The sequence below is a fragment of the Aquimarina muelleri DSM 19832 genome, assembly GCF_000430665.1.
Taxonomy (GTDB): Bacteria; Bacteroidota; Bacteroidia; order Flavobacteriales; family Flavobacteriaceae; genus Aquimarina; species Aquimarina muelleri.
In genome coordinates this window covers 1-24632 of the sequence record NZ_AUML01000052.1, presented here as the reverse complement: position 1 = coordinate 24632, position 24632 = coordinate 1, and the positions used below count along the sequence as shown (strand labels likewise).

The window sequence follows — 24632 nt, the reverse complement described above, 5'->3', positions numbered from 1 at the left end:
ACTTCTGCCTTTTAATTTCTTAACTAAATCACTTACTTTTTGAGATGGACGATACTCTAAATGCATATGAACGTGATCTTTAGAAATCACTCCCTTTAAGATTTGAATATCCTCAGAATCACATATTTGTATCAATAGAGAACGACAGCGTATCTGAATATCACCTTTCAAAACATGATAACGATATTTTGTACTCCAAACTATATGAACGCTCAACCGAGAAACACTATGACCATTTGACCTTTGTTCTTGCATAAAACAAAGATAAAGGTTTTTAGAAGCTAAAGCGAAATGCACTAAAGTACATAGTTTTAACTATTTTTGAGACCAATAAATCTCTTTTTTGGTAAATAAAATAGCTGGTACTTTATAGGTTATTTAATAGTTTTCTATAGATATACAAATACTTTCTAAAAAAGTTTACAAACTAAAAAAACCACTAAAATAGTGGTTTTTTTAACTTATATGATGTGTTTGTTAACTTATAGATTAGGTATAATAAGTTCCTGATCTGGGTGAATAACATCAGGATTCTTTAGAATATTTTTATTTGCTTCAAAAATCGCTGTATATTTCATAGGATCTCCATAATAATGTTTAGCTATCTTACTTAAAGATTCTCCACCTTTTACAGTATGTTTATGGTATAAAGAAGTATCTGCAACTTTTATATCGGCCATAATATCTGAAGGATTATCTCCTCCTATTTCTTTAATTTCATCCCAAAGAAGATTTTTTTCATATTGTGTATTAGCAACACCTTTAATCTTAAGGGTTCCATTTTCTTCAGAAACATCTCCATCTTGTATATTTAGTTTTTGCCCTAAATCAAGAACACTTTGATATTTTGCTTTTACCATAACTAAGTTAGATTTTAAATTATTAATTAGCTTTATCCAAATATAACAAATTATCGAATGTTGTTTATATAATTTTAGGATTAAAAAAAGAGGAATCATCGTTGAAATACATAATTTATCTATATTCGGGGCAGTTAAAAAATATAATCTATGTTTCGTAAACGGTTCTACTATATCATACAGTTACAATATCTTGGTTTTCGTTATCATGGTTGGCAAAAACAGCCTACGGTAAATACACTACAACGAATGGTAGAGAGGACAATAGCGTATGTTTTAGAACATAAAAATTTTAAGGTATTAGCTACAGGTAGGACAGATGCAAAAGTTTCAGCAAATCAAACATATATCGAATTATTTGTAGATAATAATCCTTTAGATATAGAGACTTTTTTTATAGATTTCAATCAAAACCTTCCACAAGATATTAAAGCTTTGGGAATAGAGGAAACGGATGAAAATTTTAATATTATTCAATCCTCAAAAATTAAGGAATATGTATATTTATTTTCCTTTGGAGAAAAATTTCATCCGTTTTGCGCCCCTTTTATGTACAATATTGCAGAAAATATTGATATTTTGATAATGCAACAAGCAGCAAGGTTGTTTGAAGGAAAGCATAATTTTAGATCGTATTGTCATCGTCCTTCAGAAAAAACAATTTTAGAAGGCGAAATACTTCATTGCGAGATTAAAAAAAATGAAAAATATACGGCTAACTTTTTTCCAAAAGAGAGTTATCTTTTACAAGTAAAAGGAGAAGGATTTAAAAGAAATCAAATTAGGTTAATGATGGGAGTATTACTAGATTTAGGGAAAGGAAAAATTGATATTGATTTTATAAAGAAAACTCTAGATCCAAAAGCTGAAGAGATTGTTTTAGAACATATTGTTCCTGGATCTGGTTTAATATTAAATAGTGTAGAATTTAAATAACTTAATATATTGAAAGTAATATCTACTAATATAGGCGAACCGAAAACTGTTTTATGGAAAGGAAAAGAAATAAAAACCGGCATTTATAAATACCCTATAGATTCGCCAATATATTTAGGAAAAGAAGATGTACAAAATGATCATGTTATAGATAGGCGATATCACGGTGGGGTAGACAAAGCTTGTTATTTATACGCAGCAGATCATTATGCTTATTGGAAAATAAAATATCCAGATTTAGAATGGAATTATGGAATGTTTGGAGAAAATATAACGGTTGAAGGTTTTGATGAAAAAAATATAAAAATAGGATCACTATATAGATTAGGTAACGCAATTATTCAAATTTCTAGAACAAGACAACCTTGTTTTAAACTAGGTATTCGATTTGGAGATCAAACTATGGTGAAAAATTTTATAGATTCTTTTAAATCAGGTGTTTATGTTAGGGTGGTTGAGTCGGGGAAAGTTTCTGTAGGAGATACGTTTGTTTTAGAGAATGAAAATCATGATGGAATAACGGTAACAGAATTAAATATTTTGAGATTTCATTATAATGAAAAAGAACATGGAGATTTAATAAAAAAAGCACTTTTTGATCTCTCGATAACAGAGGAAGATAAAAAATATTTCAGAAAAAAAGTTTAATATTTCACACAATATGTCTGATCAAGTAACAATATATAGTGCAGATAAAAAATCTGTGATTAGTATCAATAAAGGAGAGTTGATAAGCTATCAAGTAAATAATATAGAAATACTGCATCAAAAAGGAGATCCAGGATGGGGAAATACAGAAATAGAGATGTTTCCTATAATTGGAGCTACAAAAGAAAATAACTTTTTAGTCAAAACTCCTAAAAAAGAAGCAAAACTAGATCAACATGGAATTTTAAGAGCGTTATTGTATAGGATGAACACAATAGAGGATACTAAGGTTAGTTATAGCAAAAAATATATAGCAAACACCCAAGTTAGTAACCCTAAATTTCCTAAAAAATCTACACAAGAGTTCTTAGATTGGCCGTATGATTTTCAATTTATTAAGACCTTTAAGCTTACCAATGAATCTTTAAAAATTCATTTTGAAATACAATCAGAAAAAGATATGCCATTTATGTTAGGTTTTCATCCAGCATTTAAAGTTTATGATCCAGAAATGGTTTTGAAATCAGAAAACCAGCAAATATCTTTAAAAGATGTATTACAAGCAGGAGCATCTGCCTTTTTATTAAAAGACAGTAAAGAGGTTACTCTACAAAATAATGGAAATTTAAAATTAATTATAAAAACAAAAGGCTTTAGACATATAATGCTTTGGACAGAAGTTAATAATATGATTTGTATAGAACCTATTACCTTTTATCCAGCGGGTATTTCTGCAAGTAAACTGCATACGGAATTTGACTATAGTTCTGGATTAGAACAATTTGAAATAGTGTTTTCGGCTAAACCATCATAAAAGTATAATTGACTGTTATTATTTTAGTACTACTATACAATTAATTCATAAATAATAAGTTACTCTTAAGTTGATTGTTTAAAAATATAATACTTCGTTAATCTTTCAAAATTATGTAATAAAGATTTTTTTGTTATAGAGTTAACGGTTTGATCTAGTTTTATTGTCTTTTTATTATATATAGGCTTTAAAAGAAAAATAGTAGCTGAAAGTTTTGAAAATAAGTATATATATATTGTTTTTTATTTATTTTGTCTTTCTATCCTGTAGCAGTGATGATGGTTTATTGAATGAAGATTATGTTCGTGGAATACGCCTAACTAATAATTATGCAGAAGCCTCTAAAGATTTTAAATTTTTTAGATATATTCTTGATCAAGAGCGAGCTATCGCTAATAAATTAAACAGTAATATAATTTTTGATCTAAAAAAAAAGAAAGATTCTATTCCTAAAAAAAGAATCAAAAAGAGCCAAAAATTAATAAACAAAAAAAATGATTCTTTAGAAATTAAGTACAGGATATATTATTTTATAGGATTACCAAAAGAGATAACAGATCAAATAATAACCTTGCCTAAAAGAGAAGGTTTTGAAAGACTTCTTAGACAACAAGAACCTATATTACATCCATTAAAAGAAGCATTAATAAATGCAGAAGATATTGGAGGTAGTATATATAAAGAAGCTGCTGTAGATTACCTTGTACAAATGGATAATCATTTAAAGTTTATAGAGTTTTATAATGAAAGGTTGTATGATGCTTATCTAAAGTTAGTAGCAGAAGCAAAACAATTAGATCGATCCATAGAGGAGGAATATACTACTGTATATGGAAAAATAAATAGTAGTAAAATTAAAGATCCTATTGATGAAGAAAAACTAATAGTTTTAGAAAAAAAATACTCTTCACATAAAAAATTATTAAAAACACTTTTACAATGGGACTTAAAATTAGAAGATTTTCGAAAGTCTACTAACGATTTTAAAATATTAAAAGACAGTAATATAGTAGAAGCTTTTGAAATGTATCAAAATAAAATTCCAAAAAAAGAAGTAATTCATTTTTTAGAAATAAAATTAGCAGACGTTTTTCATGATACCTTTACGTCTGTTATATATTGATTTTTTTTGTACTTAGGAAGCTTCTTTTTCTAATACGGTTAATGCTAATTTAATAGTATTATAATCCAGAGCTTGCTCAAAATACTCAAAATATGATTTTAGAGTATCTGGATTATCTAGTTCTATCTTCGCCTTTTTTACAGAATTTATATCCTCTATAGTTACAAACTGTTTTAAGTCTATATTTTCTCCGCTATCATAAAGTTTCATAATATGTGCAAAGATTGTAGACTCAGCTAATTTACGTTGTGCAGCTATTTCTTCGATAGAGAGTCCTTGTTGGTATAAAATCAAGGTTTCTTTATGAGTATTTCCTTTATTAGTATTGGATTTTCTTTTCTTTTTTGTTTTCTCAGCAGAAAAATCTATAATAGTTTTAATAAACTGATAACCATAATTTTGCATCTTTTTTCTTCCAACACCACTAATTTGCATAAATTCGGCATCGCTCATAGGTCTAAATTTCTCCATCTCTTTTAAAGTGGCATCACTAAAAATTTGATATGCAGGAATATCTGCTTCTTTAGCAAGTTCTAATCGTAATTGTCTTAATTTTTCAAAAAGAGTAGGAGCTACACCTTTATCTATTTGCTCTATATTGGCTTGCTTTATTTTTTCAAATTCTTGCAGATGTGCAAGACTTATTTTTTCACTATCAAATAATATTTTTTTAGAAAGTGTAGTAAGTTTTAGTTTGTTATTTTGATGAAAAGCAATTTCTAGATATCCTTGATTAATTAACTGTATTATATATTGTTGCCAATCTTTCCATGCAATATCTTTTCCGATACCGTATGTTTTTACATTTTGGTAGCCTTTATCTAATGTTGTAGTATTTTGGGCACCACGTAAAATATCGATAACTGTACCCATAGGTTCTTGTTCTTTAATTCTGGCTACTGTAGATAGTGCTTTTTGCGCAATGATGGTACCATCTATAAACAATGGAGGATTTTTACAAACATCACAGTTGCCACAGTCTTCTTCGATAAGTTCTCCAAAATAACTAAGTAATATCTTTCTTCGGCAACTTAACGAATCTGCATATTGTTTCATACGATCTAGTTTTGCTAATTGCACCTCTTGATTACCAGAAGTATTAGCAAACTTTTGTAGTTGTACAACATCTGCATAGCTATGAAACAGTAGGGTAGAAGAGGGTAGACCATCTCTACCTGCACGACCAATTTCTTGATAATATCCTTCTATATTTTTAGGTAAATTATAATGTATTACCCACCGAACATTGGATTTATCTATACCCATCCCAAAAGCTACGGTAGCACAAACAATTTGAACCGTATCATTAATAAAACCTTCTTGTACCTGAGATCTTTTGTGATGATCTATACCAGCATGATAAGCTTCGGCATTAAATCCTTGACTTTTTAATTTCTCAACCAACATTTCGGTTGTTTTTCTGCTAAGGCAGTAGATAATACCACAATCGTTAGGTTTATCTTTTAGAAAATCTATTATTTGTTCAATTCTTTTATTGCCAGGGCGTACTTCAAGGCTTAAATTGGCTCTGTCAAAAGAAGCCAGATGTTGCTTAGCATCTATAATGTTTAATTGATTACAAATATCTTGTCGTGTAGCCTTATCTGCTGTTGCTGTTAATGCTATTACTGGGGTTTTAGGAAACCGATTTTTAAGATATCCTAATTGTGTATAGGCAGGTCTAAAATCATGCCCCCAAGAGGAAATACAATGTGCTTCATCTATTGCTATTAGACTAACTTCTATTTGAGAAAGTACCGCATCTAAAAAAGAAAGACTCTCTGGAGCTATATAAAGGAGTTTGATCTCTTTACTAGATATTTTTGTATAAATATCTTGTTGTTCGTTTTCTGTTTGACTACTATTAATAAAAGCAGCCTGGATACCATTAGCAAGTAAACCATCTACTTGGTCTTTCATTAATGCTATTAGCGGAGAGATAACCAAAGTTACTCCTGGTAATAATAAAGCAGGTAACTGAAAACATATAGATTTTCCGCCTCCTGTGGGCATTATAACTAAATTATCGTTCCCTGAAAAAACAGAGTCAATGATTTTTTCTTGCAATGGACGAAAACTATCGTACCCAAAATATTCTTTTAATGTGTGTAAAAGTTGTTGTGGATCTGGCATAAGTGCAAAGAAAAGAAAATTGCTTATCAGAATAAATTTTTATCTAAATAAGATTACATATTATTTATATCCTTATGTATAAGTTGCTAATATAAGATTAAGTTTAATCATCAAAATCACCTCCTCCTTCATGTGGCAATGAATTCGAAAAATCATCTATATCCAAAATCTCTATAAAATCTAAGGAAGTAAAAGAAATTTCATTAGATAAAAGTTTTCTAGAGGTAAGTTCTGATATATCTGTCGCTATATGTATATTTAAATCTACTCCTTTTTTTAAAATCTTAAGCCCTAAATTAATCCATTTGTTTTTCGAAAGTTTTTCTAAATCTGTTTTTTTATCACTTTTAATAGAATCCTTTTTTTGAAACACATCTCTTAAAAATAAATCGATAGCTTTAGATTGTTTGCCATTTACAATAGAATCATTACTGATATCTGAAATTGTAGTTTTTAAATCAGACTTTAAAAGGAAATTAATTTCTTTAGGAATATTCATAAATACCATCTCTAGTAGCTCCCGTTTAACTTTAATTTCTTTGGTGTCGAATACTTCTTGTTTTAAAATTCCTGAATCCTCTTGATAAAGAGTATAATCTGATGTGTACTCTTTTATTTTTATAGAATCCTTTACTTGGTTACTCCGTTTATAATTTGGAAGAAGTTTAAAGGTATTATCGACAGGAGAAGGCAAACTGTTAGGAAGGTTTTTATATTTTTTATTAGAGGTATATTCTTTTATACTGGTGGAGTGTTTATTTTTTTTGCCAGAAAGCATATCTGAATAGTATAATACGACACTATCTTTTTTTAAATCTATAAAAATCCCTGCATAACTATTAAAAACACTATTTATTCCACCTAATTTTTGTTCTCTTTTGATATGATTTTCGGATATAAAATAGGTAGTATTAACTTTAAATAGACTTCCATATAGACCTCTTGATTCGGATAAAGATATTTCTCCTTCAAAATAGGGTTTAGTATTATCAGATCCATTTTTTATGTCATTACAACACCAACAAAAGCATAAGAAAATAAAAACTGTTGTATATTTTAAAATAGTGATTTTTTTCATTGTAGTATAGAATCTCTTATGGAGGATTTTAATCCTCGAGGCTTGCCTCGAAAACAAAATATATTTTCGGAAGCATACCTCGTGAGTTTGCTCCGAGGTTATTGATTTATCAAAAACTTGCTTCAAAAAGTAATATATATTTAACAACATACCTCTTTAGCTTTTGCTAAGGTTATTAATTTAATATCATTTTTTTGGACAAGGATACCGTATTTTTTTAGCAAAAATACGGTTTTTGATTTTTAAGATTGTTAATCCTAGAGTCTATATTGTTCACTTATATTTTTTGTCGAAGCACACTATTTTTATTTCATTTCTAAAAATCATTTTTTGATGGTTCTAAAATCCTTTTAAACCTATAGTTAACTTACTTTATTGTGATTATGATTAGAAGTTATTTATTTTAATTGTTCTCCTAATACAGATATTTTATCCAACCAATTTTTTCTAAAATTAGAACTTGAGTTTTTAATTGGTGATATGTATGTAGTTTTAATAGGTTGGATACCACAAAATTGTAATGTTCCTTTTTTGAATTGACGAATAGCGGGGCTTTTCATAAAAAAATAGTCATACCATTTTGGAGTGTCTGATGTTATAATAATTCTTGAGGTTTTTCCTTTTAATAGTTTATTAGGTAAAGATTTTCCTTCTATAGGTTCATAAGTTATCCCAGGTAGAAATGTTCTATCGATAAAGCCTTTCATTAAAGCAGGATAGCCATACCACCACATAGGAAATATCCAGATAATATGATCGGCTTTTTGTATTTTTTCTATGGCGTTGATTAAATCTGGTTCTAATTCGCTTCTTTTTCTATACCCAAATTTAAGGTTAGGATCAAAGTCTAAATCTGCAATATTGATTTGGCTTATAATAGCATTTGTTTTTTCGGCTCCTTTTTTATAAGCCTCTGATAGCGCATAATTATAACTTTGTTTATCTGGGTGTCCGTTTATTAATAAAACTCGTTTCATTAGGTGTTCTTTATTTTAAACAAAGAACTTACCTTTTAGAACTTTTAAAAAGGACATTTGTCTAATTCGAAAAAACTTTTCTTATTCTGCTTAAATGCCTTGGAGTGATCCCTAAATAAGAAGAAAGATAGCTTAGAGGAATTAATTGTAAAAACTCAGGATGATTAGCAAGCAAATCTTCATATCGCTTTTCGGCACTTTCTTTTTGTAGTAAAAAAATTCTCTTTTCCATTCTAATATATTCTTGTTCGGCAATGAACTTAAAAAACTTTAACCAATTAGAACTAGATTCTTCTAATTTTAATATTTCTTCTCTAGAGACACAAAGTAATTCTATATCCGAAAGAGCTTGTATGTTTTCTACTGTTTTAGTTTGCGAAAGAAACGAAGAGTATGCAGAAAGAAAATAGTTGGAGAAAGTAAAACAATACGTTACCTCCTCCTCAGAAGAAGAGTAATAGAATGACCTAAGCATTCCAGATACTACAAAAGCAATTTCTTTAGAAATTTTACCTTCTTTTATATAAAAATCTCCTTTCTTTAGTTTTTTGCTAACTACTTTACTCTCAAATAAATCTATTTCATCACTTGTAAGAATATTAAACGATTCAAGATAGTTTCTCATATTTCTGGAATTATTGTAGCATTTCTTTTTCTAAAAACGATAACATAACCTATATTTTTGTTAATTAATGTTATTACTTAAGTTTATATTTTCCAATGTGATTAGATATATCTCCACCAATATAAAGATAGCCATTATGCTCTTCAATAGAACTTGCTTCTGAAACAAATTTACCAGTTGTATCATAATATGTTTTTAAAACTTCTCCATTGTTATTTAAATGCATTATCATTCCAAAAGGAACTACTTTAGGTTGTAACCAAAGAGGAAGACCATAAACAAGTTTTTTTATTAGAGGTTTTGGGTGTATTTTATCTAACAGATCATCTCTTTTAGTAGAAAATCCAAGCCAAAAACTACCATCTTTTCTCCTTGATATTCCGTTTGGAAAACCAGGCAAATTCTCTAAAAATATATCTGTTTTTCCTTTATTAATACCCTTAAGCCAATATCTAACTATTCTATATTTAGCTAAATCAACCATTAAAACAAAATCATCATTTTGAGATACCGCAACTCCATTTCCAAAAAAAGAGCCGTCAATTAAAGTTTTAACTTTTTTTGTTTTAGGATCAAAGCTATAAAGACCTCCATCTGGTTTAGCTTCCATTAAGATTTTCCAAATATGTTTTCTACTAAATGATACTTTAGACGATGTATTTGTAAAATAGATAACCCCATTAGAGGCTATATCTACATCATTTGGAATTAGAAACTTATTACCATTTTCATCTTTATTTGCTAAAATTTTGATTTTACCATTTTTATCAACACTTATCAAACCTCTTTCTAAGTCACAAGCAATAAGGTTTTCATTTTTATCAAAATGTAATCCAGCTACCCAAGATTTTGTATTACAAAACACAGAAATTTTTCCAGAGGTATCAATTTTTAAAATTCTTCCGTCTGTGAAATCTGTTTGAGAAATATGTACACCACAATATAAGTTTCCCTGACTATCAATTGCAATATCCTCTGGTCCATACCAATTGCCTAAACCTACTCGTTTTGTAGTACTTAATAATTCGTTTTTTGCAAAAACACCAGTAAGTTCAGGTTTTATAGGAGGAGACCATGATAGGGGTTGGATGGAGTAAGCCCCAAACAAAACACTAACTATAAAAAGAGTTAAAACTACAGTAATTGATAACTTTATTATCGATGAGATTTTCATTGTATTTATGTTTCAAATTTATAAATAACAAAGAAATAATAGTTATCAGATGTCTACATTGATATTTGTTAAGAAATGAAAATCTCTTTTCTAATCCGACTTAGTGATTCTGGAGCTATCCCAAGAAAACTTGCAATTTGATGTTGAGGAACTCTAAGAACAATTTTTTTGTCATAATTTTTTATAAAATCTAAGTATTTTTTTTTAGCAGTTTTTGTTTGCATTGTTAATGTTCTTTCTTGAGCACATAAAAAGTTCTTTTCTGCTAAGATTCTTCCAAATTTCTCAAATTTGGAAGAATCTTTATATAGATCTATAAGGCTTTGATAAGATAATTCATAAACTTTACTATCCTCAATTGCTTCTAAAATTTCGGGCGAAGAGGTTTGGTTTATAAAGCTAGAAAAAACAGACATGAATTGTTTGTCACAGGCAAAATAGGTATTAATTTCTTTTCCGTCGAGGTTATAGTAGGTTCTTAACAACCCCGATTCAATAAAGTATAAGCTACTAGCAATTCTTCCTTCTTTGATTATTACTGTTTTAGCTTTAAACTCTTTCTTTTTTAGTTTGCTGTTAAATTTTTTCCATTCATTTTCTGTTAACCCAATTATCTCTTCTAATATTTTGTGCAGTTCGTTCATTATTTTTTAATTGTGCCCAGGAGTAAATCTTGATAGTTCTAATACTATTTTATTTGTTAAAGGTATTTAATATTTTAGAAGTATTATTTTCTATTTATTAAATCCTACGGGAAGTTTATTCTCATACGCCGATCCTTACTACGAATACTTATAAGAAAGTTTGTACAAACTGTTCTTTAATTATAGTCGCATCAATATTTGCTATAAATTAAAAACACTGTGTAAAGGTTATATTGTTGTAAAACATTATTTTATTCTAACTTAATAGACAATAATATTGTTTTCATATTTGCTAGCGATTTTTTATATGGCCCATCATAAAAAGTATATTTTTTAGATCTGAACGTTATTTCATACTCTTTATTTGCCTTAATTTTTATTGTATTTATAGCAGCATTTAAATCCTTTTTAAACTGTACTTTATCTTCACCTTTAAGGTAATCAATTAATATCTTCTCATGATTTCTAAAACTCTCACCATTTATAATGTTGGCTAATACATATACATAAGCATCATTTTTATTTTTAATTTCATAATATATTTCTGCTAAGTCGGTTCTAATTCTTAAACGATCTTTGTTTACAGTAGTTCCACTATAGGAGTGGTAAGGAAATTTAACTAAAGCTAATTTTAGATATTCTATAGCTTTTTGATAATTTTTAGCTGATATATAAGAGTCTGCTAAGGCATGTGCAGAAAGGTGACTTATATTTTTAAAATCATTAATTTCTCTATCCGATAAGTAATATTTGGTTTTATAATTATTAGGAATTTCTGAGATATACATTATATAATTTAGCGATGTTATGTGTTTAGAAACGCTGTATCTATCGATTTTATCATGTAAGCTATTTATAATTTTATTGTATTTTGTATTAGATTTAAAAGGTTCTAACTTAGATAACTCTTTACCCTTTATCCTTAGCTCATCAGTTAAAACATTATGATATAAACGAAACTTTTCTTGTTCTTTTATTTTTTGTAATCTTATTTTTTCTAGCTCAGCAATATTATCTTTCTCTTTGGTGCTTTGATCTGTTTCTTCCTTTTTAATTTTATTCTGGATTCTTTCTCTATCTTTTTTTATTAATTCGGCTCTAGAAGGGTAGTAGACATGCTTATCTTTATGAACATCAAAGCACCCCATATCTATAACAGATTGTGGCAGCTCTGTTATTAGATTTTCTCTAATATCCAGACTACTAAGTTTTAAATTACCTAAAGAAGCAGGAATGCTAGTAAGCATATTGCTTTTAACATTCAGGTTTTTTAATTTTTTCATATCTCCGATAGCTAAAGGCAAACTAGTAAGTTGATTCTTATCTAATTTTAATGACTTCAAATTTTGAAGTTTAGTAATGGTATTGGGTACGCTTTTTAAATTCATATACCCAGCACTTAGTTTTTCTAAATTAGATAACTTACCAATAGAAACAGGTAGTGAGGTCAGTTTATTTTTATTAAGCCAAAGAAGTTCTAAATTAGATAAGTCGCCTATTTCTTCTGGTAATTTTGTCAACGGATTAGATTGTAGTTGTATGGATTTTAGCGATTTTAAATTCCCGATATTTTTTGATATAATATGAATTTTATTATCTGTTAAGTCAAACTCTTCTATTTTAGGAAGATTATAAAAAGATTCAGGTAACTCTGTTATTTGATTTTTTCTTAATTCTAATTTATTAAGCATTGTTAAAGATCCTATTTTTTTAGGAAGTTTTATAAGTTGATTACTTGTTAAAACTAGTCTTTCTAAATGTTTTAAATTAGAAAAGGATTCTGGCAATACTTTAAGTTCATTTTTTAGGGCATTAAAATATTCTAAACTAGCACAATTACCAATAGATTTTGGCAGTTTCTTGATTTTACAATTTTTTACATCCAAAAATTTTAACTTCTTTAAATTCCCAAAACTTTCAGGAAGCTCTGTTAGATTATTTTTTGATACTATCAACATAGTAAGTGCCTCTAAATCCCCAATAGACTTTGGTAGTTTATAAAGCTGGTTCTCTTCGGCACTTAAATATTCTAATGATTTTAAATACCCTATATTTTTAGGTAATTCAATTAGTTTATTCTGATCTAATGTTAAACTTTTTAAATCTTTTAGATTGGCTATAGTTTCTGGTAATTTAGTGAGGTGATTTCTACTTAAAACTAGATTTTTAAGATTAACCAATTTTCCAATGCTATTGGGCAATTTGGTTAAGTTTTGCGAAGATAAATCTAAAGATTCAACGCTTTCAGGATTTTGTAATGCTTTTTCTAACGAATAACTTTTTTTTTGAGCAGTAATATTAATCGAAGTTATTAAAAGAAATATGAGGTAAAATATTTTATTCATGTATTTTTTTCGTTCAGAATGAGTTATCGCGGTAATTTAGTATAAAAATAAGATACGTTGCTTTAGACGATACAGTACTTTTAGAAATAGATAATCTATTTCTTTTCTAATTCTTTAATAATTCCTTTTAGCATTATAGGAACAATTATTTTATGAAATGGTCGAACAGGTAAAAAATATAATTTACCAAACCAATTATTAAACTCTACTGTAGTGGATACTATTATTTCTTTGTTTTTTTCTCCGTTTGTATACTGTTTCTTAAATAAAGAAACTCTAAAGTTCAAATGTTTATCATCCTCTCCTAAAATAACTTCGTTTTCCTTTTTTCCAAATACTTTAAAAAGACCAAGTTGATCTCCTGGTTCGCATTTAAAGTTTTCAAGCAACTTTTTTCTGTCTTTATTAATGTTTGAAGTTTTTAGCCCAAATAGAGACACTATTTTATTTCGTAAAGTAAATAATGCTCCAACCCATTTTGGACCACTTCTAAAAAATGCTTTTCCTAAATCTGTTGAAGTGAAATCATTTTTGGGATCATATACAATACCTTGAAAACTATCGGTGTAGTCATACTTTTTGTCTAAAGTATTCAGAATAGAATTAGTAGGAAGAGTGGTTTTAATTATCTTCATAATATACTACGCGACTAGTATTTCGCTATTTTTTTGCAGGTATAATTTTTAAGAAAATTTGAAAAATAAACAAAGCAGCAAACCCTACCAGTATCCCAACAATAAACTCTGCCAAAATTGTAGGCAAAGCATGAAAAAGATCATGAATAAAAGGTATGTTGTGCGTAAATATACCTCCTGCTACCAAAATCATTGCAATAGTACCTATTACAGCTAAACTTCTAATTATTATTGGTAATGTCTTTACCAAGCCTGTTCCTATAGTTTTTGAAATACTTGTTTTGTTTTTACTTAATGCTATTAATTTATAGCCAAAATCATCCATCCTTACTATTAATGCTACAATACCATACACCCCAACGGTTGCTAATATGGCAACTACGGTAACCACTGCAATTTGTATGGTAAGTTCTTCTTCGACTACGCTGCTTAATGCTATAATTACAATTTCTACAGATAAGATAAAATCTACGATTATTGCAGATTTTACTTTTTTGTCTTCATACTCTAGTATTTCATCTTCAGTCATTTCTATATTCTCAAGACTATGCTTTGTATCCTTTTTATGAAATAAATAGTGGTATATTTTTTCTGCTCCTTCATATGCCAAATAAATACCCCCGATTAGTAGAATAGGAATAATCGCAGCAGGAACAAAAGCACTTAACAGAAAAGCAATTGGCAGAATAATTAATTTATTAAGAAAAGATCCCTTAGTTATTTTCCATAACACAGGTAATTCTCTCGAGGAAACAAACCCTGAAGCTTTTTCAGCATTAACAGCTAAATCATCCCCAAGGATACCTGCCGTTTTTTTTGTTGCAATTTTACTCATAGCTGCTACATCATCCATGAGAGCTGCAATGTCATCTAATAGAGCAAAAAATCCTGATGCCATACCTATATAATGTTTGTTTTGTGTGTATTAGTATTCAAATTTAGTTTTTAAATACATGGCAATGCTAAATATGTATCTTAGTAAAGCAAATAATGCCATGTTATCGGCAAATCTACACAGATTTTATAAATTCCTCATCATAAAATCTAATTGTCACTCCAAATAGTAAAAACTTTCTGAGTATTACTTTGCGGTTGTACATAAAGGCTTTTTGGTAATACGTTTTTTAATCAATAACCTCGTAAGCTTGCTCACGAGGTTATTGATTAATGTTTTAAATAGGTATTGTATAAGGTTAGTTACGTTGTTTAAGTAACCGATTTTTATAAGTAAACTTGCACTAGTAGTTAATTTTATACGATGTGACGTTTGTACAACTTAAAATATTCTTTTGTTTGTTCTCAAAAAAAGTGGTGGTATAATACCTATTATTTTTGCATTCTGTTATTTAATTCCAGATTTCATTAGATTTTGTTAAAATAATTGGAAAGTTATCCGTTACTAGTATTGTTTGTTCGTGTTGAGTTACGTAACCGCCTTTATTTCCTACTAAAGTCCATCCATCATTTAATTCAATAGCAATGGTAGATTTTGTAGATATAAAAGTTTCAATAGCAACAGTAGTATTTTTCTTAAATCTTTCTTTGTTACTTTTAACTCTGTAGTTTAAAATATTTTCAGGATTTTCGTGTAAACTTCTTCCTACTCCGTGCCCTGCAAGGTTTTTAATAACTTTAAACCCTGATTTTTTAGCCTCAGTTTCTATTACATAACCAATGTCAGCAATTTTTACTCCACCTTTAATATTATTTATAGCTTTGCGTAGGATGTTTTTAGAAGCATCAACAAGAGGTTGATGGTTGTAAATGTCTTTTCCTACAACAAAAGACCCTCCGTTATCAGACCAAAAACCATTTAGTTCAGCAGAAACATCAATATTAACTAAATCTCCTTCTTTTAATATTTTTTTGTCAGATGGTATTCCGTGGGCTGCTTCTTCGTTTATACTTATGCAAGAATAACCAGGAAATCCATAAGTTTCGTAAGGTGCGGATTTAGCACCATAGCTTTTTAAAATGCTGCCCCCATATTCATCCAGTTCTTTAGTTGATATACCAACTTTAGCATATTCTCTCATCAGTTTTAGTGTTGTTCCAACAACTTCACTAATTTTTTTCATTCCGATTAATTCAGATTCTTTTGTAATTGACATTTTTTATTTTTTTTCTAATAAGATACAATAATCTAATATACCTAATTAGTACACATACATCCTTTATATGATAGCTAAATTAGTAAATCTTTTATTTTCTTAATTTTAATGATTTTGTAAGGTTAGGAGGGAGGTTGCCTTTTTCTATTTGACGGGTATTTCAGTTCAGTCTAATTCGCTCTTTATCGTTTCATAAATTTGATCAATACCTGTTATTCCAAAATCTTTTTTGTTTGTTAATAAGCAGGGTAGATGTGGAAGACTTCTGGTTTTTAAAAACTGAATTGTTGATTTGTAAATCTGATAAGAGAGGTGTCAGTAACGATCAAGTTGTAGTGATTGTGACTCAGGATAGAAAATCAACATTAGACCTTAGGGTTGCTACTCTTGGGCGTATTGGAAAAGTAGATCTAGAAAATCCCATTGGTAAACGGGTAAAAAAAGGTGTCACCATATTATGTAGTGATGCACATCATACCTACAAGGGATTTGCTAAAGATAATAAAATGGAGTTCCATCCCATCAATACATCAAAGGGAGAAAGAGTTAAAGAGAATTACCATATACAACACGTAAACTCCACTCACAATAAAATCAAAAAATGGATTGACAATATTTTCTGGGGAGTATCAACAAAATACTTACAGCAATATCTAAATTGGCATCGTGTAAAGGAACGTATTAAATCAAGAAATGATAGAGTCACTGCTTTTGTAGAAAAAATAATCAATATAGGAACATTGGAACGATTTAACCAAATACAATCTAATATGAAAAATTAATATTAACGCATAACTAAACTAGATCCTTTTTTATTTAATTAGGTATTGTTAGAATTATTTTTGTGATTATAAATAACCAAAGCATGATTACAGGAGTAGATAAACAAATTATAATTAATTTTCTATTTAGACTTGTCCACCTATTCCAGTATTTTATTGTTCGTCAGATTACAGCCAGACCAAGCCCAAGAGTGTTACCATTAAGGGTAGAAAAGAAATGAAATTAAAGCTGAAATTACTAGGGGCATAGCCTTCTTTAATCCCTAAAAGGATTCTCTAAGAGAGTTAACAATAAGAGCTAAAAGTAAAATTCCACAACCTACAAATGCCATTTGGGTTGTCTGTTTTACTTTCTTTTTATGAGTTTCAGTTAGCTCCATTCATCGATTTTTAAATAGAATTTAAATAATACATCCAAAAAAGATTTCTTTGGATGTATTATTTGGTTATTATTTTTAATCTAATGTCGTTTAGTTAAGAATATATTCAAAACCCCTTATTACACTGAGCTTGTCGAAGTGCTTTTCAACTTACGTTTTGTAATGTCTTCTTCGGGCTCAGACTGACAAATAAAAGACATTGATTTTTAATCTACAGAATCAATATACTTTACTTTGAAATACCCATCGGTAATGGTTCTACCCTCAATTTCAGAATTTTCAATATAAAAATTCCCTTCAATAATATTGTTTTTTGTATCGTGGTTAAGTATTGAAATATAGGAGTTATTAGATTGATTAGGATTATTGAATAAAAAATCTTCGGGAATATTAATTCTATTCATAAAAGTCACTCCTAAAGACTTAAAGCTTCCATCTGGCTTATATGTGTAGCTATTTCCTGATTCTACATTAGAAAGCATAGAGATCCTAATCCTTCCAAAGTTATGATCATATCCGTAAAGCGTGATTTCATCTATTCCTGAGGATGCTGATCTACCTGAATCTGGAGAACCTGGATCTTCTGACATAAACTGGTATCCATTTATTCTTGCCGAAATCACATTTCTATTAGGCTTAAGTTCTTCATTTTTATCATTATACGGAAGCGTAAAAACTCCGTTTGATACTTCAATAGTTTTTAAATCCCCTGTACTAGTATCTATCCATCTAAATAAAGTACCTGTAAAAGTACCTGAAACAACTTTATTTTTTGTATCTAATTCTGTAATATTAATTTCACCTACTTGAGTACTACTTAAAACATTACAACCATATACATCAATATAGTATGAACCACTACCATTATCCGTTTCTGTATCATTAAAATCAAGATAAAATATATTAGTTTCTAAATTATCCTGTAACGTTCCGATTTTGTATTTACCCTGCTGAATACGATCTTTTAGAAAAGTATCTCCTATCGTTAATTTTAAATTGGTATCATTATCATTGCCTGTTATAACTAATTTTTTACCATCCCACAAAATTGCATTGGCGAATACAATTTCACTTGAGCTATTACCAAAATCAATAGTTTTTCCATTTAAATCTGCTTTTAGAACCTTTTGTTGTTTATTTGTATTTCCTTCCTCTCCTTCTTCATCTTTTGAACAGCTAGTAAAACATACTAATAGTAGTAATACAACTAAATTGAAAATTTTCTTCATGTAATTTATTTTGATTTGTGTTATATATTTTTTCATCATAATTTTTTATTTAATACATATTGTGGAGTTTAATCCTCCGAGGTTATTGATTTTATTATTTGAATGATGTAAGTATATGTCGTAACAGAGATAATTGTTACTCTGTTTTTGATCTTTTTTCGTTTTGTTTCTAAATATTTTCGGGTAGCAAAAAATAACTGACTATAAGATGTTATGTTGTTTTTGGTTATATTTTTATTAAGCATATTTCTAGATTTTCCATGACTATATTTAGTGATATGTAGTACATGAATATCTTTTGGGTCAGGAGTCCATTGCCTGCCAAAATTCACAATAAAATCATCTTGTCTATAATTTTTAGATACTAGTCAAAGTTTTTTTTAATCATTTTAGAGCTTTTAAAATATCTTCTACAGGGATGCACATTGGATTGGAATAATAATGTTTATACCGCTAAGGGGATACTATATACATATTCCAGCAATACCCTTTCCATTAAGGAACTTAGGCTAATTATATAACGAGCAAACTTCGATTTTGGGAACCATCTGTTACGAGATCTGTATGGCAGAAGGTACTTTGATAAACTCAGTAGGGCTGTGAGAGCCTCAACACGGTAAATTAATTTACCGTGTTGGGCTACTAGATTGTGCGTTCCTTATTTTTTTTATTGTTCCACTTTTTCAAACCTCCAAATAAGTATAGTATTCCAATTCCTATTGCTACAATAGATTGAACTGTTTCATTATTATTTGTTGTACCCATAATTATATTATAAGACTGTTCTCCGATACCTCGAAATAGGTAGATAAATGCTATAGTATAAATACCAATTTTTAAATAAGGTAATTTCCTAAGTTTTCCGCTTGCCGAAAGTCCGTAGAGTCCAAAAATAAAAAAGATAATTGCAACAATTATTGTAAGTATGTAAGGAAGAGTAGTTTCAATTTCAGCAAGTTCTTGCATAGGTTTTCCAGCACCAGTCTTTTCAAAAAATTGTTCTGCCCAAAATAATCCAATAATATGAGCAACAGCAATTATTATATTTAGTATTCCTCCAAGTTTAAGCATTTGCATTAGTTTTTTTTAATCCAACCACTGTTAATAATCCAATAGGAAGAAAAAGTATCCATTGTGTCAAAAATATTCCATAATAAAAACTGCCAATGATAAAAGGAAAACAGAATAATAAATTTAGATAACCTATCCATTTTATTAACTCAATATTATGCGTATATTTCTTGTTAAAGCCAGCTAATAGTAAAATATAAGAGGTAACAAATAATATTATGGTTACCATATGCCAAGCACCTACTAATTGAGAACTAACATCTAATTTTAATGATTCGACCATTGGATTTACAAGTTCAATTTGTCCACCAATTAAGTGTAAAATGAAAGTAAATAAATTTAAAATACCTGCTATAATCCAATATGCGTTTTTTGATTTCATTATTTAATATTTAATAAATTGATTAATTTCTGTTTTTACTTCAGAAATATAATGTTTAGATTGTTTTTTATATCGAATCATTTCGTGGTAACCAATAAGATATTTGTAAAATAATGAAGCATAAATAGTAGCTTCTTCTAAAGAATAATTCATTTCTATTATAATGTTTTTTGTGTATTCTATCCTTTGATTGTCGATATTGTCGATAAGTGTTTGGATACTTTTGTTTTTTAGAGCATATCTTTTTAGATAGAAAATAAAATCAAAAAATGGGTCTTTCTTAAAGACTAATTGAATTAGCTTGTCAAATTTTTTTATAGGATTTGATTCACTCTCAACCATTGATATTATTTTGGTTGTGTCTATTGAAACCCAAAACGAAATTATTTCGTTAATGAACTCTTTTTTTGTTTTAAAATGCCAATAAAAACTTGATTTGTTGACTTTTAGTTTTTTAGCCATTTTTTCCACAACAATTCCACTAATTCCCATTTCAGAAAATAGTTTATATCCTAAATTTATCCAGTCTTCTTTTGTTGCAATTATTTTCGGCATAATTAGACGATCCCGTTTAGTTATCAAATATATAATTATTATTTAATAAACGCTATCGTCTATTAATGATTTCAAAAAACGGAATTTTTATGTGTGCATTAATGACGCAGAACGGTTATTATAAGGAATGCAGGGCAGAGTATGGTTTTACCACATAATTCTAAATCATCTGCTTTAAAAATTACTTTTTCTCCTGTTTCTTTAAATGCTCCTACAAAAGCACTTCTGTCATCGGGGTCGTAGGTATAGCCTCTTTTTATTTGATTAAGATTACTAGGTATTTCATCATTTCTAAAATTGGCAATTTTCAGAGTATATTCCTTTCCATAAATAAACCCTATTTTACTATTAGTATTCTTATTAGTTGAGCCTTCATCAAGTCCTATAACTTTAATTTTTTCTACAAAGTATTGTTTTTTCTTCATTTTCTAAAGCCTGATAAGGCATTCTCTCACTAATAGGAGTACAACGAAGTAGCTTGTCATCATAACCAGATATAAGGATAGAGTTATTAATCCTCCCATTGGGATTTCACCACAGCGACCTGTTTTAGGGTTTAAAAATCTATGATATTCCAGATCTGTTCATAATAACTCTCGTTCTGTTCCCAAAACAAATAATTTGGCTACGATCATTGGTCAGGTTTTTGGTTTTAAGCGTTAGCAATTATTTTGGTTTAATTGCTTGGTAGTATAGATACATCTGTTATACTAGTACCAAATTTAATAATTATTTTTAAAGAAAAGACCTTTTTAGATAGCGATATAGGATGGTATTGGGCAGAAAATCTATTTGTTTTATATAGGGTTTATCGTTTTTTTTTTAAAAACTTCCTCTTGATTTTCCTTCTAAAATAACCAAGAGGAAGCAGATATTTTATTCTTCTTCTTCGTTTACCACCTTTTTTTTGTTTTTATAAGGAGGGCGATAAAGATTTCGTTTTGCTGGCACCTCCTCAAAAACAGTATCGGCAGCAGCATTTATTTTTTGTAAAACATGGTACAAAGCATTAAGTTGATCGACACGTTTTTCGGTATCTATAGTTCGTGTTCCTTTTTTTTGTTCCTGTTCTATATTGGCATTACGTAATGTTTCTGCCAGTACAGAAGGTTGTTTTAAAAGCTCTGCCGGTACTTCTGCAGTTTCTAAAGCAGTATAATGTTGTTGTATGGTTTCGGTAAGCCCTTCTAAATACGAAATCATTTTTAATTGATTTTTGGTAACATCTTTAAACCTGCCGATACCAAATTGACGTTGTATTGCATTTTGTGAAGGAAAAACATCCAAAACCCAATATTTTAGATGTTTAAAATACGTGCGACATTCTTGCATCGTTTTTTTTACCAGCTCTGTTTTTTCTTGCAGTTGTGTGATGTTTAATATATCGCCACCGTCTTTATATGCTTGTGTTACTTGTTTTTCTAGATCGGTAACAAAATCTGGATTTAGTTTTTTGTCAAATACAGTAAAGTGTTCTATATCTGTTTTTAAGTGTTTTAAGGTGATGTCCCCCCATTCCATAAGTACTACATCTTTAAAATTGTAATCGCGTTCTGCCATTTTTTTAAGTTTTAATTTATGTTTATAAAAATGTTACTAAGTATCTATATACAACATAGCAGATAGTTTTTTGATGCAGCTAAAGTTTTTTAGGACTCTATGGGATAGCTAACGATTTCCCCGCGATAGCTGACACTTTCGCCAGGATAGCTAAGGATTTCCCCGTGATAGCTGATACTTTCGACAGGATAGCTAACGATTTCCCCGTGATAGCTGATACTTTCGACAGGATAGCTAAGGATTTCCCCGGGATAGCTGACACTTTCGACAGGATAGCTAAGGATTTCCCCGTGATAGCTGACACTTTCGACAAGATAGCTAAGGATTTCCCCGAGATAGCTAAAGCTTTCTACAACAAATCACTAATAACCAATATGTATATATTTTAAAATGCAATCGAAAAGATTGCGTTGGGTAGGATATTTTTAATATGAAAGCTAATATAATAAATGTTTTTGAATGTGCAATTTTTTTAATGCTAGTGGATTTTGTATGGCTTAGGAGGGAGGTTGTCTTTTTCTATTTAAACAGGGATTACTTATTTGTAAATGTGTTTTGTATTAGTGTATGCAGGGCTTCGAGTGCCTCAGCTCTCAATATGTCAGAGAGCCGAACCCCGAACCCTGAGGTTCTCGAATCCTTAGGATTGTTTTATTTTATTATGAATATCAGATATTTATGTTTTTTAAAGTACGCATTTTATGCTTATTTAGTAGCTTTTCCATTGATTGACTACATAAATAAGGAGCAAACTTCGATTTGGTGAACCGCCTGTTACGAGACGCGTATGGCAGGTGGTACTTCGATAAACTCAGTAGAGCTGTGTGAGGTGCACTCCGCTATCTAATGATGGCGGAGCCATCTACACGATTATGTGTATGCTTTTTCACTCTATTTTGTTTAATACATTATTAATTGACGTATCATCTTTAAACTTTAAAGCCTTTTTGTAATTCAGAATGGCATTAACTGTATCCTTTTGGGCAAGATAAAAATCCGCTAAATCTTTATATACGCTTGGAGTTTTAGGATAATATTTTATGCTCAATTTATATGTTTCTATCGCCTGTTCTGGTTGATGTTGAAAGCTATTCAAAGAATAAGCATAACTACTTAACCAATCTTTTTCGGGTTTAAAACTGTAACCTAATTTTTCTGATACATTCTCAAAATGTGATTCAGTAAGATATGCAAATCGGTCATCTTTTGTTTTCGGAACAAAATACTTGCTACGATAATTTTGTCCTTTTTTAAACTCAAACCACGAATAGAAAAATCGAAATCCGTCAAGTTGCGATAAAAAAGCACTACTTCCGTGTGTGTCGTTTTCGTAGTATTTCCATTTCATATTCAAGTCTGTATTCATTTCTTTTATTTGATTAACAAGATCTAATGAATGTCGAACGTATCTATTGGCTCGAATTGTATCATTTTTAATACTTTCAAGACTACTACCATAAGTTGCGGTATTTGCAATTCCGATATAAAGATTCTTCTTTTTTAAATCTTTTCCCGCTAAGCTGTATTTTGGATTTTTAAGGAATAGTTCATTATCAAAATAAAGGCTTCCATCTATCATTAAATAGTTGTCAAACATTTCGGAATGATTGGTAAGTGCATTCATTACAACTAGACCACCAAAAGAGTGACCAATTATTGTTCTATTGTTAGAACCAGAATAGTTTTCCTCTATATATGGGAACAATTCTTTTTTTATAAAACTTAAGAATTTGTCTCCACCACCATATTGTTCAGGATTTCCATCTGTAGTTGGAGAAAAGTCCATCATTCTACTTTTAAAATTTATATTTGGAATTCCTACGACAATCATTTCAGGTAATATTTTAGTGTCGTTCATTTCGCTATACTGTTTTAACATTCCAACAAAAGGAACGAAATTATAGACTCCATCTAATAGATAAACGACTGGGTATTTATTTCTTTTTCTATGAGGGTTTTTAAAACTTTCAGGGAGGTAAATGATTAGTTCTCTTTCTTGATTTAAAATTTTAGAGTGTATGCTGTCAAATCGCCCAACCTGAATTCCTTGATTGGGTTTTGTAGAATCAGCTTCTTCGATTTCTTGTCCTTTTTCTTTTTCTCCACACGAAACAATACCCAATAATAAAATGATTAATATAAATTGTTTAAGTTTTATCATTAAGGTTAATTTTTGTCCTTACACATAACGTGTTTGTGTCGAGTAGACAAGGGGAATTTCACCCCGAGCCTCTCCCAGAACCGTACGTGATAGTCTCCCATCATACGGCTCTTCTTATACAAATCTATACACTTAATTTGAATATCCTACACTCCAATGATAGAATATGTTAGGAAATTGTTCCCTAACCCTATCCAACCATTTATAGGCTTTGACCAAATTATGTCGGTATCTTTTGTACCTATACCTTGCCCACCTTACCAATTTGATACGAAGCACATAAAACACCTTAGACAAACTATATCCTCGATATTTACCAAAATAACGTATCCATCCCCTGAGTTTAGGGTTTAAATGATATGCAATGCCAACAATGTTGTCACACCGCATTCTAGGGATTTCCATTTTC

26 protein-coding genes and 1 pseudogene are annotated in these 24632 nt (G+C 29.4%); 6 read left to right on the top strand and 21 right to left on the bottom strand.

Annotated elements, in window-relative coordinates; all coding sequences use genetic code 11:
- Positions 1 to 255, bottom strand: a 255-nt coding sequence (tnpA, locus tag H527_RS0117205; RefSeq protein ID WP_027413838.1) for an IS200/IS605 family transposase, incomplete at its 3' end; no start/stop codon positions are given.
- Between the two features lie 227 nt (positions 256 to 482).
- Positions 483 to 860, bottom strand: coding sequence for a LysM peptidoglycan-binding domain-containing protein (locus H527_RS0117200; protein WP_027413837.1), 378 nt, complete (start codon positions 858 to 860; stop codon positions 483 to 485).
- Between the two features lie 150 nt (positions 861 to 1010).
- On the opposite strand from H527_RS0117200, the gene H527_RS0117195 reads away from it, so the two are divergent.
- The 4 genes from H527_RS0117195 (at position 1011) to H527_RS0117180 (ending at position 4381) form a co-directional block, all read left to right on the top strand.
- Entirely contained in the window at positions 1011 to 1796 is a 786-nt protein-coding gene (locus H527_RS0117195) for a tRNA pseudouridine synthase A (protein WP_027413836.1), read from the top strand.
- Positions 1797 to 1805: 9 nt separating this feature from the next.
- Positions 1806 to 2444, top strand: a complete 639-nt coding sequence (locus H527_RS0117190) for an MOSC domain-containing protein (RefSeq protein WP_027413835.1) — start codon at positions 1806 to 1808, stop codon at positions 2442 to 2444.
- Positions 2445 to 2457: 13 nt separating this feature from the next.
- Positions 2458 to 3258: an aldose epimerase family protein gene (locus tag H527_RS0117185; RefSeq protein ID WP_027413834.1), complete on the top strand. Its 801-nt coding sequence runs from the start codon at positions 2458 to 2460 to the stop codon at positions 3256 to 3258.
- A gap of 214 nt (positions 3259 to 3472) precedes the next feature.
- A complete protein-coding gene (locus H527_RS0117180) occupies positions 3473 to 4381 on the top strand; it encodes a hypothetical protein (RefSeq protein WP_155837934.1) in 909 nt (302 codons plus the stop codon).
- Positions 4382 to 4393: 12 nt separating this feature from the next.
- On the opposite strand, the gene recQ is transcribed toward H527_RS0117180, so the two are convergent.
- The 10 genes from recQ to map all read right to left on the bottom strand — a co-directional run bounded on the left by recQ (position 4394) and on the right by map (position 16103).
- Positions 4394 to 6514 carry a DNA helicase RecQ gene (recQ, locus tag H527_RS0117175; protein WP_027413832.1) on the bottom strand — a complete coding sequence of 707 codons (2121 nt, stop codon included), beginning with the start codon at positions 6512 to 6514 and terminating at the stop codon, positions 4394 to 4396.
- A gap of 103 nt (positions 6515 to 6617) precedes the next feature.
- Positions 6618 to 7592, bottom strand: coding sequence for a hypothetical protein (locus H527_RS0117170; RefSeq protein ID WP_027413831.1), 975 nt, complete (start codon positions 7590 to 7592; stop codon positions 6618 to 6620).
- 398 nt (positions 7593 to 7990) lie between these two features.
- Positions 7991 to 8569, bottom strand: a complete 579-nt coding sequence (locus H527_RS0117165) for an NAD(P)H-dependent oxidoreductase (protein WP_027413830.1) — start codon at positions 8567 to 8569, stop codon at positions 7991 to 7993.
- 61 nt (positions 8570 to 8630) lie between these two features.
- Positions 8631 to 9194, bottom strand: a complete 564-nt coding sequence (locus tag H527_RS0117160; protein ID WP_027413829.1) for a Crp/Fnr family transcriptional regulator — start codon at positions 9192 to 9194, stop codon at positions 8631 to 8633.
- A gap of 73 nt (positions 9195 to 9267) precedes the next feature.
- The gene (locus tag H527_RS0117155; protein ID WP_027413828.1) at positions 9268 to 10368 is read right to left on the bottom strand and encodes an SMP-30/gluconolactonase/LRE family protein; all 1101 of its coding nucleotides are present in this window, start codon (positions 10366 to 10368) and stop codon (positions 9268 to 9270) included.
- 68 nt (positions 10369 to 10436) lie between these two features.
- Positions 10437 to 11012: a Crp/Fnr family transcriptional regulator gene (locus H527_RS0117150; RefSeq protein ID WP_035088685.1), complete on the bottom strand. Its 576-nt coding sequence runs from the start codon at positions 11010 to 11012 to the stop codon at positions 10437 to 10439.
- 251 nt (positions 11013 to 11263) lie between these two features.
- Positions 11264 to 13357: a leucine-rich repeat domain-containing protein gene (locus H527_RS23255; RefSeq protein WP_051316849.1), complete on the bottom strand. Its 2094-nt coding sequence runs from the start codon at positions 13355 to 13357 to the stop codon at positions 11264 to 11266.
- 95 nt (positions 13358 to 13452) lie between these two features.
- A complete protein-coding gene (locus H527_RS0117140) occupies positions 13453 to 13992 on the bottom strand; it encodes a DUF2867 domain-containing protein (RefSeq protein WP_027413826.1) in 540 nt (179 codons plus the stop codon).
- Between the two features lie 25 nt (positions 13993 to 14017).
- Positions 14018 to 14890, bottom strand: a complete 873-nt coding sequence (locus H527_RS0117135; protein WP_027413825.1) for a DUF808 domain-containing protein — start codon at positions 14888 to 14890, stop codon at positions 14018 to 14020.
- A gap of 448 nt (positions 14891 to 15338) precedes the next feature.
- Positions 15339 to 16103 (bottom strand): type I methionyl aminopeptidase, encoded by a 765-nt coding sequence (map, locus tag H527_RS0117130; protein ID WP_027413824.1) that lies wholly within the window; start codon positions 16101 to 16103, stop codon positions 15339 to 15341.
- A 296-nt stretch (positions 16104 to 16399) separates the two neighbouring features.
- On the opposite strand from map, the pseudogene H527_RS22485 reads away from it, so the two are divergent.
- Positions 16400 to 16885 (top strand): annotated as a pseudogene (locus H527_RS22485) (IS1595 family transposase); the annotation flags it as partial.
- 586 nt (positions 16886 to 17471) lie between these two features.
- Here H527_RS22485 and H527_RS0117110 read toward each other — a convergent pair.
- The 7 genes from H527_RS0117110 to H527_RS0117080 all read right to left on the bottom strand — a co-directional run bounded on the left by H527_RS0117110 (position 17472) and on the right by H527_RS0117080 (position 22062).
- Positions 17472 to 18494, bottom strand: coding sequence for a Riean_0653 family protein (locus tag H527_RS0117110; protein WP_155837933.1), 1023 nt, complete (start codon positions 18492 to 18494; stop codon positions 17472 to 17474).
- Between the two features lie 68 nt (positions 18495 to 18562).
- Complete coding sequence (locus H527_RS22480) at positions 18563 to 18826, bottom strand: hypothetical protein (RefSeq protein ID WP_035088681.1); 264 nt, start codon at positions 18824 to 18826, stop codon at positions 18563 to 18565.
- Between the two features lie 310 nt (positions 18827 to 19136).
- The gene (locus H527_RS0117105) at positions 19137 to 19565 is read right to left on the bottom strand and encodes a hypothetical protein (protein ID WP_027413822.1); all 429 of its coding nucleotides are present in this window, start codon (positions 19563 to 19565) and stop codon (positions 19137 to 19139) included.
- Positions 19558 to 19947: a hypothetical protein gene (locus H527_RS0117100; RefSeq protein ID WP_027413821.1), complete on the bottom strand. Its 390-nt coding sequence runs from the start codon at positions 19945 to 19947 to the stop codon at positions 19558 to 19560. Before H527_RS0117100 ends, H527_RS0117105 begins: the two co-directional genes overlap by 8 nt.
- A gap of 3 nt (positions 19948 to 19950) precedes the next feature.
- A complete protein-coding gene (locus H527_RS0117095) occupies positions 19951 to 20502 on the bottom strand; it encodes a TetR/AcrR family transcriptional regulator (protein WP_027413820.1) in 552 nt (183 codons plus the stop codon).
- A gap of 98 nt (positions 20503 to 20600) precedes the next feature.
- A complete protein-coding gene (locus H527_RS0117090; RefSeq protein ID WP_027413819.1) occupies positions 20601 to 20927 on the bottom strand; it encodes a hypothetical protein in 327 nt (108 codons plus the stop codon).
- A gap of 451 nt (positions 20928 to 21378) precedes the next feature.
- On the bottom strand, positions 21379 to 22062 hold the full coding sequence (locus H527_RS0117080) for a hypothetical protein (RefSeq protein WP_027413818.1): 684 nt from the start codon (positions 22060 to 22062) through the stop codon (positions 21379 to 21381).
- Positions 22063 to 22226: 164 nt separating this feature from the next.
- Between H527_RS0117080 and H527_RS0117075 the strand changes: the two genes are divergently transcribed.
- Positions 22227 to 22451: a hypothetical protein gene (locus H527_RS0117075; RefSeq protein WP_027413817.1), complete on the top strand. Its 225-nt coding sequence runs from the start codon at positions 22227 to 22229 to the stop codon at positions 22449 to 22451.
- Between the two features lie 497 nt (positions 22452 to 22948).
- On the opposite strand, the gene H527_RS0117070 is transcribed toward H527_RS0117075, so the two are convergent.
- Together H527_RS0117070 and H527_RS22475 are read right to left on the bottom strand one after the other, a co-directional pair.
- Positions 22949 to 24223, bottom strand: a complete 1275-nt coding sequence (locus H527_RS0117070) for an alpha/beta hydrolase-fold protein (RefSeq protein ID WP_027413816.1) — start codon at positions 24221 to 24223, stop codon at positions 22949 to 22951.
- A 132-nt stretch (positions 24224 to 24355) separates the two neighbouring features.
- The coding region (locus H527_RS22475) for a group II intron maturase-specific domain-containing protein (RefSeq protein WP_035088678.1) at positions 24356 to 24632 on the bottom strand (277 nt) is incomplete at its 5' end.